This window comes from Planktothrix sp., from assembly GCF_046067725.1.
Classification (GTDB): Bacteria; Cyanobacteriota; Cyanobacteriia; order Cyanobacteriales; family Microcoleaceae; genus Planktothrix.
This window is the reverse complement of record NZ_JBJUDF010000002.1, coordinates 1-14771: the sequence shown is the minus strand read 5'-3', so window position 1 is coordinate 14771 and position 14771 is coordinate 1. Positions and strand designations below refer to the sequence as shown.

Below are 14771 nucleotides of genomic sequence, written 5' to 3'. Positions count from 1 at the left end.
TTAATACTCCCTTTAATCTTAAGCTAAAAATGACAGACGATTTTGACCTTGATCCAGTTTCCCCTGTTCATTCTATACTAACTCCAGACACAGAACCAGATTCTCTGGATGTAAAAACAACAAATTCCCTAGAAAATATTGACCAACTTCGTCAATTTCGCGCTGAAAAAATTAAAGAAATTTATCACAGTTTGCGTCCGGGTCAACAACAAATGGGAGATTGGAAGCAAGGGCCATTAGCCATTTCTGCGGTTCCCGGTGCGGGAAAATCAACCGGAATGGCGGTGGCTGCGGCTCTTACTATTGCTCATCATCAACTTCATTCTCGCCGTCAATTAGTAATTGTAACCTTTACCCGTTCAGCAGCAGCTAATATTCGAGTTAAAATTATAGAAAATCTTAAAGCACTTAAATTACCATTAGGGGGATTTGTTGTTTATACGTTACATGGTTTAGCGTTAAATATTGCCTTAAAAAATCCTGAATTATCGGGGTTAAATTTAGAGAATGTTACCTTAATTTTACCGACTCCTAGTAATCGGATTACTCGTACCTGTGTTGAACAGTGGATTGCGGCAAATCCCCGCCATTATCAACGATTAATTGAGGGGGTTCAATTTGATGGAGAAGAAACAGAACGATTAAGAAGACAATCAGTTTTACGAACGGAAATTTTACCGAATCTAGCTTGGAAAGTGATTCAAGAAGCCAAAAGTTCGGGGTTAAAACCGGAAGATTTAAATCAAATTTCAGAACAAATTCCTGATGATTATGAAATTTTAAAAATAGCTGGTGGATTATATAAAAATTATCAAAATCTGTTGCGATCGCTCAATTTAATTGATTATGATGAAATGATTTTAGCCGCCTTACGGGTTTTAGAAAATCAAGCGGTGCGTCAAGTTTGGCAAAATCAAGTCTTTGCTGTATTTGAAGATGAAGCTCAAGATTCGACTCCTTTACAAAGTAAACTCTTAAGAATTTTAGCTAGTTCTTCTGATTCCAGTTCTGAATTAGAACGTTTAAATTTAGTTCGAGTCGGAGATCCAAATCAAGCGATTAACTCAACCTTTACTCCGGCTGACCCCATTTATTTTCGAGATTTTTGTAATGAATGTGAACAGTTACAACGGTTAGCAACAATGGATCAGGCGGGGAGAAGTAGTTGCATTATTATTGATGCGGCTAATTCTATGTTATCGTGGGTTAATCGCTCAAAATTAGCAGGAAATGAGCAACCTTTTCGAGAGCAAATGATTCGGTTAGTCGGATGGAATGACCCTCAACCGAATGCCAATCCACCCGCCTATGGTCGAGGTTTAGAACTGTGTGAACCTGCGGATATTTATCAAACCGTTGAGTGGATTGTGCAACGAATTTTAACAATTGCAAACGATCATCCTCAAGGATCATTTGCAATTTTACTGCGAGAAAATAAACAAGGAGAATTTATTACTAATGTTTTTAATAACCCTCAAGTTTATAATATTAAAATCCCAGAGGAATTCTACACCAAAATTCGCATTTATGATGCGTCTCAACAGGCGCGAAATTCTAAAATTCCTGGGGAGATGTTAAATCTATTACAATTTTTAGATCGTCCCCATTCACCGGATTATTTAAAATTAGCTTTAAAAGTTTTAGGCGATCGCAATTTAATTCCGAATTTAGATTATAATAAAATTGCCATTAATCCTGAAGAATTTCTTTATCCTGGCCCCCTTGATCCGCCACAATCGGAAGAAATTCGTCAATGTCGTTATTTTTGCTGTCAATTATTGCAAGCTCGTTTAGAACTTCCTCCTTATCAATTAATTTCTTTTTTAGCCTTATCCCTGCGCTATGAACGAACGGAATTAGCAACAGCCGATAAATTAGCAGCACGCATTGGTCAACACACTTTGGGTAGTCATTCGATGGGGACTATTTTAGAAGTTTTGAATGATATTGTTAGTTCAGAACGATTTGAACCCGTTGATATTGATGATGAGGAAAGCTTTAAAGACAGTCCCTATACTCGTGAAGGTCAATTAACCTTAATTACCATGCACAAAGCCAAAGGATTAGATTGGGATTATGTGTTTCTTCCCTTTTTACAAGAGTCTACAATTCCGGGGAGTTTACGAGTTTTACCGCAAACAAAATTTCTCGGAGAAATCACGCTTTCTGAAGTCGCTCGTGCTCAAATTCGCGCCGCTTCTCACGGACAACAATTAATTCCTGATGTTGTTACTGCTTGGGAACAAGCGAAGGATTTAAAAACCGCCGAAGAATATCGGTTACTGTATGTTGCGATGACCAGAGCTAAACGTTTTTTATGGATGTCTGCATCTCGTTTTGCTCCCTATACTTGGCATAAACCCGAAAATCAGCAAGAACAAAAACCTTGTCCGGTTTTTATTGCTTTAAAACAACAATTTCCTCAACATTTTATAGAAAAAGTTTAAAAATTAGGGTACTTTTTTAAATCCAGTCTGGGCGAAATTTGAACATTAAAATTTTGGGATTTTAAGTAACTAATTGTCTCTTCTGCATTCTGTACCCAAAATAAGCGATCAAAGAGAATTAATGATTGAGGTTTCTGAATTAATGGAGTGGTAATAACTGCACCTACAGGAATATGGGCTTGTTGTTGATTACCGGATGATTGTTCTGAAAGAAATAGTTTAATTCGTCCAAGAATGTCGTCATTGAAGATTTCTTGCGGGTTTAAATGTAAAAGTACCATAATTTCTGATTCCTCTGTTTCCAACTTTTCTAACAAAGGAGAAGCTATTTTCTCAATCCGAGGTAGGGTATTTGCTAATTGTAAACTATCAATAATGACTTGAGTTTTATCGTCCTGCTTATCCGTTTTTCCAGTAATTAATACGATATCATTTTCTTTGGGAAAATCTTTAATGTCTTGAAAGGTTCGCGGAAAAACAATCGCCTCCATTTGTCCGGTTAAATCTTCAATTTGTAAAAATGCCATGCGATCGCCTTTTTTAGTCGTATGGAGTTTAATAGCAGTAATTACAACAACCACTTTAACCTTAGATTTTTTGTCCGTTAATTCTGCTAAGGTAACTCGTTCCTCTACAACAATAGATTCTAAGAGAGATTTTAAAGGATGTTCAGAAACATAAAATCCCAGTAATTCTTTCTCAAGTTGTAGTTTTTCTTGAACTGTAAAATCTTCCAGTTTTGCAGGTTTTGGTGCATCTTCGTGGGTATTAATGGTATTCGTTCCCCCACCTAAAATATCAAAGATACTTTGTTGGCCAACAGCCCGATCTTTAGCTTTACTTTGCGCCCAAGTAATTAATTTATCTAAATGATCAATAGCTTGGCGACGGTTAGGGTTGAGTTTATCTAATGCTCCACATTTAATCAAAGATTCTAACGCACGGCTATTGACAAGTTGTAAATTAATGCGATCGCATAAATCAGGAAAACTCTTAAATTCTCCCCCTTCTTGACGCACAGCTAATAAATGTTCTATAGCACCTTCTCCTACATTTTTAATAGCCGAAAGTCCAAAAATAATACTGTTATCGGAGGGGGTAAAATCCATACCCGAAAGATTAATATCCGGCGGGATAACCTTAATTCCGAGGGATTTTTGGCAAGATTCAATATACTTTTGAATTTTATCCGTATCGCCACTATTCGCACTTAATAAAGCTGCCATATATTCAACGGGATAATTCGCTTTTAAATAAGCGGTTTCATAGGTGACATAGGCATAAGCCATTGAATGGGATTTATTGAAGCAATTAGAAGCAACTAAACCACTATTAAGAATAAAGTTATGATCTTGTTCTACGCCAATATCATAAACAGGTTGGGTTCCTAAAGATTTGCGACTAATAATTTTAACCATTTTTATAGCTCTCTAAAATTTGTTCAATTTTTAACTTTTTACGTTGAAGCCCTAAATGGGGATATTGATAAATTAAATTATAGAATATTTTTATGTGTTGACGGCTATAGATTCTCCAATAATAAACTTTTTTTAAGTAATGTTCGACTACTGAACCCATTCCCAGGCGTTTTGTGAGTTCGCAAGCAAATTCAAAAGAACCTACTATACCCACTAATAGGAATTGAGCGACATTCCATCCCTTGATTAAAAATAGCAATAATCTGCTGTTTTTGATCAGGGTTTAATTGTTGATAGTTTAAAATTTTCATATTAATTTTAATTCAAGTTAATCTGTTTTAATTCTAAACCTTTTTCAAAAATTTCATCAATAGGTAACATTTGACCATTAGTGGTCATAAATTTATGGTCTTTGGTTGCTCGAATAACTGAACCATCTTCTAGGCAATATTCAAAAACTTCTTGTTCTCCTCGATGATGCCATTGAGCGATGGGTTGAGTATAGATATAACCCTGATTATTAACAGTATAAACTGTGCATTCTATTTTTTCCTCAACAATTTTACCGATGGGCATTGCTCCATATTCAACAGTCAAAATTTCTGTATCATAACTCAAACAATATTCAGCGAATTGAACCATTTGTTCAAATAACTTTTCTGCCAATTTTTGCTGGACTCCATTTTTGGTTGCACCGTCAATAAAGAGTTCCCTTTGCTTCTGCATTTCTTCTGCTTTCTTTTTACCCATACAGTTGTGGGCAATAAAATTATTGGCAATAAAATTATGAGTTTCAGGAATGCTTAAATCAAACACTTCTTCTTTGCCTATGTACTCAATTCCAACAATTTCATCCCAAAAAACATCCGATTCTGCGATCGCTTTTAATTGGTCATTTTGAAAGGCGATTGCAAAATTTTCCACACGATGACGAGATAGACTACGAGAGGGTACTTTCTGGAAATTTAAACCAGAAGACATAGTACCTCTTGGTGTTCCCACAGCCTGATCAATTTTATCCCATGTCATCTGAGTTGCTTTTTTGACTTGAGCAATTAGTGTAATAACTTCCGGTGGAATTGTATGTTTTGATTGATTCCGAACTTTATCTTTGATCAATAAATAACAAAGTTCTGCTTGCTCTGTTTTATAAGAACTCAAGTTAGGCTTAATTAATTCACAAAACTTGAGCATATCTTCTCGTCCGGTAATTTGGACTCGATAAGAAATGTGAGGTTTACCATTATATTGAATAGTTTTCACATTAAAGAGTGAAACAATGCCTAAACGGAGTAGTAGATGTTGAATTTGCTTGATCAAAACCGGAGAAGTTGAAGTATAGTCAGTATGACCAATGCTAGTATCAAAACTTCCATCGGTTGACCATAAAGTTCCTAAGAAAAGTTGTAATTGATTTCGAGATAATGTGAAAACCCATTCGGGAATTTCTTTGTCCCTAGAGTGAGCTCGTTTAAGATGAGCATCTACCCATTTATTGAAAGAAGAAACAAACCCAATACGAGCATAAGTGACAGATTTTCGCCCCGGATGTACTTGATGATCAATGGGTGCTGGTTTGCCAAAAAGTTCTTTTGCACACTGATTAAAATCATCTATTAATTCTTGATCGCTGTTACAAAAATAACTACAAGCTGGACTCTTTGTGGATAAATGACCGTCTCCAATTAAATACGCGACCAACTTGATTTGAGCATCTGATATTTTACTTTGATTCGTAATCGGGAGAGTTTTTGCTAAACCCACGCGATCGCCAATTTTAAAGGACTTTAATGGTTTCCATCCTAAGACTGTATAGAAAAGATGATCGTCAGTAGCTTTAATTTGGTGATTCGTTTTCGTGGTAATTTGCCAAATATCCCGAACTCCATTCGGATGAATTTCTGTGATGGGTTGTTGAGTGATTTTTTGAGTATTAAGATTGAGAGAAAAGACTTTCCTACCTAACCAATATTCAGGAGATTGTGCAATTTCTTTTAAGGAAACCAAGTTTCCAGTAGCAGCATCTAAAATTTGCGTGGATCCACTCAAACATCGGCGAAGAATATCGGCTTGACCTAAAGAATAGCCCGCTAAATCTTGAGCTAATTTCATGATTTGTTCTTGAAAACATAAAATTCCATAGGTTTCTTTTAAAATCGGTTCTAACATCGGGTGATCATATCTAATTTCATCCCGTCCATGTTTACGATCAATAAATTGGGGAATTAAACCCGCATCTAACGGCCCCGGACGATAGAGTGCTAAAATAGAAGAAATATCATCTAAACAGGAAGGTTTGAGTTTTTTAACAATATCCATCATTCCAGAAGATTCTAGCTGAAAAATTCCATCTAAATCTCCTTTTTCTAGCAATTTATAGGTTTTTTTGACATCTTCCGGTAACTTTTTATGAGTTTTATAAGCATCTTGTGCTCTCCTTTCTACATCAGACGGTAGTTTTTCAGGATCAATTTTATACTGATATTTTTCTGCAATATAATCAACAGCTTTTTGAATCATGGTTAAATTTTTTAACCCTAAAAAGTCCATTTTTAACAATCCAACTGCCTCTAAATCCTCCATATAATATTGAGTAATTACCGCCCCATCATTATTGCGTTGCAGGGGAACAATTTCGTCTAAAGGTTGTTTAGAAATCACCACACCCGCCGCATGAACCCCGAAGGTTTTGTTGGTTCCTTCGATGCGAATTGCCATATCTAACCATTGTTTAACACTAATGGTACTCACTTCTTCCCCCGCTTCATTATGAACCGGAACTTGTTCATGATCATACGCTTCTTTGAATTCTGGGGCGGGACTTTGATCGGAAATCATGACTTTTAAAGGGGTCGGTTTTCCCCGTGAAACCGGAATTAATTTTGCCATTTGATCCGCTTTTTTATAGGAAATTCCTAATACCCTAGCCACATCTTTTAACACGGCTTTAGAGGTCATGCGGTTAAAGGTAATAATTTGAGCCACCTTATCTTCCCCATATTTATCGGTGACATATTTAATCATTTCATCCCGTCGTTCAATACAAAAATCCGTATCAATATCCGGCATAGATTTTCGTTCAGGGTTTAAAAATCGTTCAAATAATAAACCATGATGCACCGGATCAATATTAGTAATTCTTAAGGCGTAAGCCACTAATGATCCCGCCGCAGAACCCCGTCCTGGCCCGACAGGAATATTGTTATCTCTGGCAAATTTAATATAATCCCAAACGACTAAAAAGTAGGTTGAAAACCCCATCTTTTGCATCATTTTGAGTTCATATTCTAAGCGTTCTTTATAGACGGGTTTAATCTCGCTTCGGGTTTTAGCATTCATCCGTTCTAATAACCCTTTCCAGGTCACTTCTTCTAAGTAGGTATCGGCAGTATGATCTGGGGGAATGGGATAGTCAGGGATGCGAGGTTCTCCTAAAATACCATTATAGGGTTCTACTTTATTGGCAACTTCTACGGTATTCTGAATGGCTTCTTGAATAAGATCATCGGATAAATGATCTCTAAATAGTTGCGCCATTTCTTCAGCAGATTTTAAATATTCTGTTCCGCTATAGCGCATTCGTTTTTCTTCATTAATTAATTTTTGGGTATTAATACAAAGTAAGGCATCATGGGCTTCCACATCATTACAGGAGATAAAATGGGAATCATTCGTAGCGACAATTTTAATCTTTAATTCTTGACTAATTTTAACAATCTCAACATTGACCATCCGATCTTCTGGAGATCCATGATCCTGAATTTCTAAATAAAAATCCTCTCCAAATACATCTTTATACCATTGGGCAACGTTTCGCGCCACATCATACCGTCCTTGTAAAATTGCCTGGGGAATTTCTCCGCCTAAACAAGCACTGGTAACAATTAACCCTTCATGATATTCTTCTAATAGTTCTTTATTAATACAGGGACGTGCAAAAATGCCTTTTCCTTGAAATCCTTGCAAATGTGAAATGGTGGTTAATTTGACTAAATTTTTATACCCTTGGGTATTTTTCGCCAAAACTACTTGATGATATTTTTTTCGTCGAGTATCTTGAACTTTAACATCTCCATTGATCACATACATTTCATTCCCAATAATCGGTTTTATATTTTTATTACGACAGGTTTTAATTAACTCAATTGCCCCATACATGACTCCATGATCAGTAACAGCGATCGCGGGCATTCCTAACGCTAATGCTCGGTCAATTAATTGAGGTAATTGAGACGCACCATCCAATAAACTATAATCGCTATGAATATGTAATCCGACAAAAGACATAGTTGAGTTCCTTGATTAAATTAAGATTAAAAATAATAGAGATAAAATGATTGACTTCCGTAATATTAACACAGTTTGGGCTTCTATATTCGTAGAAACACTGGCTCAATTAGGATTAAAAACTGCTATTGTTTGTCCCGGTTCCCGTTCCACACCTTTAACGATTGCTTTTGCTCAACATTCTAGCATAGAAACCATTCCAATTTTAGATGAACGGTCTGCCTCGTTTTTTGCTTTAGGAATTGCTAAAAAAAGCGGAATTCCGACGGCTTTAGTTTGTACGTCAGGAACCGCAGGAGCGAATTTTTATCCGGCTATTATAGAAGCGAAAGAAAGTCGAGTTCCATTATTAATTTTAACAGCAGATCGTCCTCCTGAATTACGAGATTGTCATGCAGGACAAACCATTGATCAAGTTAAATTATACGGCACTTATCCGAATTGGCAAACAGAATTAACGGTTCCCAGTTTAGATTTAGCATTATTACGTTATTTACGCCAAACCTTAATTTATACTTGGGAGCGATCGCAATTTCCCATTCCCGGTGTTGTCCATCTTAACATTCCCTTTCGTGATCCGTTACACCCCGTCTGTCAACCGGAAACTGAAGCATTAAAATCGATATTTCCTGATAATTTTTTTGCTACAATCAATTCAGTAAAAACTTCTATTTTTTCTGGTTTTGATGCTAATTTTTTATTGAAACAGGGGTCTAATTATTCTCAAGGAATTATTATTGCTGGTGTCGCTCAACCGCAAAATGCAGAAGGTTATTGTCAAGCGATCGCCCATCTTTCTCAACAGTTCAACTATCCTGTCTTAGCAGAGGGATTATCCCCCGTTAGGAATTATTCTACCCTTAACCCTTATTTAATTTCAACCTATGATTTAATTCTAAGAAATCCAACTTTAGCTGACAAACTCGTCCCTCAAGTTGTCATTCAAATTGGAGATTTACCCACGAGCAAAACCCTGAGAAATTGGCTAGATCAAAAACAACCCGACTATTTTATTCTTGACCCTAGCTATCAAAATTTAGATGGGTTACATGGAAAAACAACCCATTTAAGAATATCGATTGAACAGCTATCAGAACAAATTCATGATCAGGAAGCTCCAGACCCCTTAAATCTGATGGAATCTCAATTGTATTGTCATCTATGGTGTGAGTTAGAATCTCAAATGAAAACGGTTATTAATCAACAATTAGAAGCTATTAATTTATTAATAGAACCTAAAGTTGCTTGGTTACTGCCTCAAATTCTACCTAAAAATACACCGATTTTTATCGCTAATAGTATGCCAGTCCGAGATGTAGAATTCTTTTGGAGTCCTAATTCTTTAAATATTCAACCCTTTTTTAATCGCGGTGCAAATGGAATTGATGGAACTCTATCTACAGCATTAGGAATCGCCCATCATCAACACAGTAGTATTTTATTAACCGGAGATTTAGCTTTACTTCATGACACCAATGGATTTTTAATTAGAAACAAATTCATCGGGCATTTAACGATTATTTTAATTAATAATAATGGCGGTGGGATTTTTGAAATGTTACCCATTTCTCAATTTGACCCTCCCTTTGAGGATTATTTTGCAACGCCTCAAAATATTAATTTTGCTCAATTAGCTACAACTTATAATATTGAATATGAAAAAATCCTATCTTGGGAACAGTTGAAACAACGATTAAATCCCCTTCCCAATACTGGGATTAGGATTTTAGAAATTCAAACTAATCGCAAAATTGATGCTCAATGGAGGCAAAAACATCTACAGCAATTCGCCAATCAACTCAATTTAAAACCCCTCTAACCGTAGGGTGCGTAAGCGATGTTAATTATGGCAAAGCACAAGAACGGGTTATTCAGTATCAAAAAAATCTGGATTATGCGCGTTTGGCTGCTAGTCGTGCTAAATAGTTATATTAATGAACAATATTGATGGTGCGTGCGGAGCTTACACACCCTACGGGATTTGTAGGATTTAATAGGAGAATATAAGATTAAAATGGTTCTGGTTTGATTTTTAATTATTATTTATTCTATGATATGATCATCATTAAGTTTTAGTGCTTCTATAGCAAGTCTAAATAGGTTGTAATCATCTCTATGACTAAAACCCTTACCGTAGGGGCAATTCATGAATTGCCCCTACCACAAATCAAATAGGATTGCTATATGTCTCTCACCGAAGAAATTTTATCTCAAATCTCTGGAAACCCTTTGAACGGTCTGCGAAAAGCAGATGAACTGTGGACGAAGTTAAAAAATAATCGTATTCCTGTTCCTGATAGCGTTAAACAAGAGTCTCAACCGTTAGGAATGGTCGATTATGATATTGTAATTAGTGGGGGGACTCTGGGAATTTTAATCGGTACAACCTTAGCGATGAAAGGGTGGCGAGTAGCGGTATTAGAACGCGGTAAATTGCGAGGACGGGAACAAGAATGGAATATCTCTCGCAAAGAATTAGAAGTTTTGATTGACTTAAATTTGCTATCTGAGGTAGAATTAAAAACAGCGATCGCAACAGAATATAACCCAGCCCGTTTAAGCTTTCCCAATAGTGATGATATTTGGGTAAAAGATGTTCTAAATATTGGAGTTGATCCGGTTTATTTATTAGAAACCCTTAAAAATCGGTTTGTAGAATCAGGAGGAATCTTATTAGAAAATACAGCTTATGAATCTGCTATTATTCATCCTGATGGAGTGGTGGTAAAAGTAACCTCAACTAACTCCTCTAGCATTGAAGGAGAGGAATTAGGAGAGAATTCAATCATCCTGAAAACCCGTTTATTAATTGATGCAATGGGTCATTTTTCTCCTTTAGTTCGACAAGCTAGACAAGGACAAAAACCCGATGCCGTGTGTTTAGTGGTGGGAACCTGTGCAACGGGTTATCCTCATAATAAAACAGGTGATATTTTTGCTTCTTTTACTACTGTAAACCATCAATGTCAATATTTTTGGGAAGCCTTTCCCGCCAAAGATGGAAGAACAACTTATTTATTTACCTATTTAGATGCTGATCCTCAACGATTTAGTTTAGAATCTTTGTTTGAAGATTATTTTAAACTTTTACCTCAATATCAACAAATTGAACTTCATCAATTAACCTTTAAACGGGCATTATTTGGGTTTTTTCCTTGTTATAAAAATAGCCCATTAAAAATGCCTTGGAATCGTGTTTTTGCCATTGGAGATAGTAGCGGGAATCAATCTCCGTTAAGTTTTGGAGGGTTTGGGGCGATGGTGCGTCATTTGAAACGGTTAACGAATGGTATTGATCAAGCGTTAAAAACCGATCAATTAAGCCAAAATGCCTTATCTTTATTACAACCTTATCAACCCAGTTTATCAGTAACATGGTTATTTCAACGGTCGATGAGTGTGAAAGTTCAACAAACTATTAACCCCGAACAAATTAACCAATTATTAGCAACAGTATTTCAAGAAATGGAACAATTAGGAGAACCAATTTTAAAGCCATTTTTGCAAGATGTCGTGCAGTTTTTTCCTTTAACTCAAACGTTATCAAAAACCGCTATTTCTCATCCCGGTTTAATTTTTAAAATTATTCCTCAAGTCGGATTAATCAGTTTAATAGATTGGACAATTCACTACTGGAATTTAGGGCTTTATACAGGTTTATATTCCCTTGCAAAAACCTTAGAACCTGTGTTTAAAAAATTGTCCTCTTCCTCTCAATATTATTATTATCGGTGGTTAGACGCTTGGCAATATGGTTCAGGACAGGATTATGATTAAATACGCCATAATTAATTATTGTAGGGTGCGTAAGGAATTAGCGCACGCACCATCAACATTATTATTTCATAAAACCAAGTTCAAGGTGCGTTTTACGCACCCTAGATTTAAAATGAGTTAAATCACTCCTAAACTGGATAATCCTAAAATGACACCCGCCCCTAAAATATGACCAAAACTTGTGGTTGCTAAAACCGCAGGTAAGCCAAACCCACCAAACAAATTAGGAGACGGTAATTGAGGGCCAGCATTGGGCTGCTGAATTGAGAATTTACCAATGGCGATCGCCACAATATTGCACACAATCATCACAATGGCAATGGTGGGACTCCAAGCATGAGTCACAGGAGTGGCTGTAGCAGCGGCTAAAAGCATCATGGAATGATCTCCTAAAGTTTTTTAAACTATACCCAAGGGTAATTAATCGTTATAGCTAAGATGTTTTACCAAACAAAGGTAATTCATTTTCGCCCTTGTAGCAATACTTAACATTTTGTCTCTGAAATTGCTATCCTAAGGTTAAACAAACAGCCCGACTCACAGAAACCATTAATTTTAAGATGACTCAACAACCAACCCGCATCTGTATCCTGGGAGGAGGTTTTGGTGGACTCTACACCGCCTTGCGTTTAAGTCAATTTCCTTGGGAAAAATCACAAGAACCTGAAATTGTTCTAGTGGATCAAAACGACCATTTTCTATTTTTACCTCTGCTGTATGAACTGCTAACGGATGAACTGCAACCTTGGGAAATTGCCCCAGCTTTTGAAGATTTATTAAAAGATACTAAAGTGCGGTTTTGTCAAGGGGCTGTCAGTCAAATTGAGATTGAAAATAAACAGGTTAAATTGCTAAATAACACGGAGATTGACTATGATTATTTAGTGTTAGCATTAGGGAGCGAAACCCCCTTAGATTTTGTTCCAGGTGCTGAAGATTATGCAATTCCATTCCGAAGTCTGGCTGATGTTTATCGGTTAGAAGAACAGTTACGACTCTTAGAAACTTCAGATCAAGATACAATTCGGGTGGCTATTGTTGGGGGGGGTTATAGTGGGGTAGAATTAGCTTGTAAATTAGCCGATCGCTTAGGGGAAAAAGCCCGAATTAGAATTATTGAACAATCCGAAGAAATCTTAAAAACCTCTCCTGAATTTAACCGAGAAGCGGCGACCAATGCTTTATTAGAGCGAGAAGTTTGGATCGATTTAGAAACAACAGTATCAGCCGTTAAATCGGATAAAATTTTATTAGAATATCGAGGAGTAATTAATGAAATTCCGGTTGATCTGGTACTCTGGACAGTGGGAGCACAAGTCTCTCCTATCGTGCGATCGCTACCGTTAAAACAAAACAAACGGGGACAAATTGTCACCACATCAACCTTACAAGTGATGGATCATCCTGAAATTTTTGCTTTAGGAGATTTATCAAGTTGTAAAGATGCGGAAGGTCAAATGATTCCCAAAACAGCCCAAGCCGCTTTTCAACAAGCTGATTATACCGGGTGGAATCTTTGGGCTTTATTAACAGGAAGACCCTTATTACCTTTCCGTTATAATGGGTTAGGCGAAATGATGACATTAGGCAGCGATAACGCCACCTTAAGCGGTTTAGGCGTTCAATTAGACGGTCAATGGGCTCATTTAGCTCGACGATTAATTTATTTATATCGCTTCCCCACCCTAGAACATCAAGTCCGAGTTGCTGTTAATTGGATGACTCGACCTGTGCAGAATTTCTTAATTTCAATTTCTTCCCAAAATAGCGTTAAGGAATAACACTTGATTAACCGGGTTTTTGTATTAAAATCTTTTTTAATTTGCTGTTTTTATGTAGAAACCCGGTTTTTGATGAAACTGTTAAAGGATTGAATATTAACCATGATTAACCAACAAAATCATAGCCTTGAAAAACCCCGTGTTATTTTTTTAGATGCGGTAGGTACATTATTTGGAGTGCGTCATAGTGTCGGGGAAGCTTACCGCATGATTGCAGAACAATTCGGAGTCAAAGCTGACGCTAAAATTTTAGATCAAGTATTTTTTCAATGTTTTTTATCGGCACCAAGTATGGCATTTCCAGGCGTCGATCCGGGTGAAATTCCTCAATTAGAATTTGAGTGGTGGAAAGCGATCGCCGAACAAACCTTTAAAACCGTTAAACTCTATGATAATTTTACAGATTTTTCTGAATTTTTTCAATCCTTATATGATTATTTTCAAACGGAAAAACCTTGGTTTGTGTATTCGGATGTGCCCCCACGATTAAAAGCTTGGCAAGATCAAGGAATAGAATTAGGAGTTTTATCCAACTTTGATTCCCGATTATATCCTGTTTTAGACGCTTTAGATTTAGCTCAATTTTTCCAAACTGTGACCATTTCTACAGAAGTAGGAGCGGCTAAACCGAGTTCTGAAATCTTCCAAATTGCCTTAACTAAACATAACTGTTCCCCCGAAAAAGCTTGGCATATTGGTGATAGTTTAAAAGCCGATTATCAAGGAGCAAACGCTCTTGGAATTCGAGGAATCTTACTACATCGAGAAGAATCTCCTAAAGGGATTTTAGATGAATATGAAACTTTAGAACAAATTCCGATATCCTAAAGTAGAGACGAGCCACGGCGCGTCTATCTTTACGAGCCACGGCGCGTCTATCTCTAAAGACTCTCTACAAGAAGTGAGGAGCTAGAAAAACAGTGGAAGAACACCGGAAAACCCCAGAAGAACCTGTTCAAAATCGTTCATTTCAGGAATTTTCATGGCCTTTTTGGCCCGTTGTCCCCATTTATCCCTACAGTCAACGGCGAACGCTCCGCACAGAAGTGGTTCCGAATCAG

The 14771-nt window shown here is 36.7% G+C and carries 9 protein-coding genes; 5 read left to right on the top strand and 4 right to left on the bottom strand.

What is annotated here, in order from left to right; genetic code table 11:
- The first annotated feature begins 29 nt into the window (after positions 1-29).
- Positions 30-2447, top strand: a complete 2418-nt coding sequence (locus tag ACKPEB_RS00110; protein ID WP_408962723.1) for an ATP-dependent helicase — start codon at positions 30-32, stop codon at positions 2445-2447.
- Here the strand turns inward: ACKPEB_RS00110 and ACKPEB_RS00105 are convergent.
- The 3 genes from ACKPEB_RS00105 to dnaE form a co-directional block, all read right to left on the bottom strand.
- Positions 2444-3865 carry an OB-fold nucleic acid binding domain-containing protein gene (locus ACKPEB_RS00105; protein WP_408962722.1) on the bottom strand — a complete coding sequence of 474 codons (1422 nt, stop codon included), beginning with the start codon at positions 3863-3865 and terminating at the stop codon, positions 2444-2446. The genes ACKPEB_RS00110 and ACKPEB_RS00105 overlap by 4 nt on opposite strands.
- The gene (locus ACKPEB_RS00100) at positions 3858-4025 is read right to left on the bottom strand and encodes a hypothetical protein (RefSeq protein ID WP_408962721.1); all 168 of its coding nucleotides are present in this window, start codon (positions 4023-4025) and stop codon (positions 3858-3860) included. Before ACKPEB_RS00100 ends, ACKPEB_RS00105 begins: the two co-directional genes overlap by 8 nt.
- Before the next feature lie 158 nt (positions 4026-4183).
- A complete protein-coding gene (dnaE, locus tag ACKPEB_RS00095) occupies positions 4184-8152 on the bottom strand; it encodes a DNA polymerase III subunit alpha (RefSeq protein ID WP_408962720.1) in 3969 nt (1322 codons plus the stop codon).
- A 46-nt stretch (positions 8153-8198) separates the two neighbouring features.
- Here dnaE and menD point away from each other — a divergent pair, with 46 nt between their 5' ends.
- Together menD and ACKPEB_RS00085 are read left to right on the top strand one after the other, a co-directional pair.
- Positions 8199-9971, top strand: a complete 1773-nt coding sequence (menD, locus tag ACKPEB_RS00090) for a 2-succinyl-5-enolpyruvyl-6-hydroxy-3-cyclohexene-1-carboxylic-acid synthase (protein ID WP_408962719.1) — start codon at positions 8199-8201, stop codon at positions 9969-9971.
- Positions 9972-10336: 365 nt separating this feature from the next.
- On the top strand, positions 10337-11929 hold the full coding sequence (locus ACKPEB_RS00085) for an NAD(P)/FAD-dependent oxidoreductase (protein WP_408962718.1): 1593 nt from the start codon (positions 10337-10339) through the stop codon (positions 11927-11929).
- 117 nt (positions 11930-12046) lie between these two features.
- On the opposite strand, the gene psaK is transcribed toward ACKPEB_RS00085, so the two are convergent.
- The gene (gene psaK, locus ACKPEB_RS00080) at positions 12047-12307 is read right to left on the bottom strand and encodes a photosystem I reaction center subunit PsaK (protein WP_408962717.1); all 261 of its coding nucleotides are present in this window, start codon (positions 12305-12307) and stop codon (positions 12047-12049) included.
- Positions 12308-12489: 182 nt separating this feature from the next.
- On the opposite strand from psaK, the gene ACKPEB_RS00075 reads away from it, so the two are divergent.
- Positions 12490-13710, top strand: coding sequence for an NAD(P)/FAD-dependent oxidoreductase (locus ACKPEB_RS00075; RefSeq protein ID WP_408962716.1), 1221 nt, complete (start codon positions 12490-12492; stop codon positions 13708-13710).
- Between the two features lie 102 nt (positions 13711-13812).
- Positions 13813-14538 (top strand): HAD-IA family hydrolase, encoded by a 726-nt coding sequence (locus ACKPEB_RS00070; protein ID WP_408962715.1) that lies wholly within the window; start codon positions 13813-13815, stop codon positions 14536-14538.
- The last annotated feature ends 233 nt before the right edge of the window (positions 14539-14771 follow it).

Bases quoted from the DNA above. Each gene is read 5' to 3' on its own strand.
- ACKPEB_RS00070 (WP_408962715.1), top strand. From the start codon at position 13,813: ATGATTAACCAACAAAATCATAGCCTTGAAAAACCCCGTGTTATTTTT.
- dnaE (WP_408962720.1), bottom strand. From the start codon at position 8,152: ATGTCTTTTGTCGGATTACATATTCATAGCGATTATAGTTTATTGGAT.
- ACKPEB_RS00075 (WP_408962716.1), top strand. From the start codon at position 12,490: ATGACTCAACAACCAACCCGCATCTGTATCCTGGGAGGAGGTTTTGGT.
- ACKPEB_RS00105 (WP_408962722.1), bottom strand. From the start codon at position 3,865: ATGGTTAAAATTATTAGTCGCAAATCTTTAGGAACCCAACCTGTTTAT.
- ACKPEB_RS00085 (WP_408962718.1), top strand. From the start codon at position 10,337: ATGTCTCTCACCGAAGAAATTTTATCTCAAATCTCTGGAAACCCTTTG.
- ACKPEB_RS00100 (WP_408962721.1), bottom strand. From the start codon at position 4,025: ATGGGTTCAGTAGTCGAACATTACTTAAAAAAAGTTTATTATTGGAGA.
- ACKPEB_RS00110 (WP_408962723.1), top strand. From the start codon at position 30: ATGACAGACGATTTTGACCTTGATCCAGTTTCCCCTGTTCATTCTATA.
- psaK (WP_408962717.1), bottom strand. From the start codon at position 12,307: ATGATGCTTTTAGCCGCTGCTACAGCCACTCCTGTGACTCATGCTTGG.
- menD (WP_408962719.1), top strand. From the start codon at position 8,199: ATGATTGACTTCCGTAATATTAACACAGTTTGGGCTTCTATATTCGTA.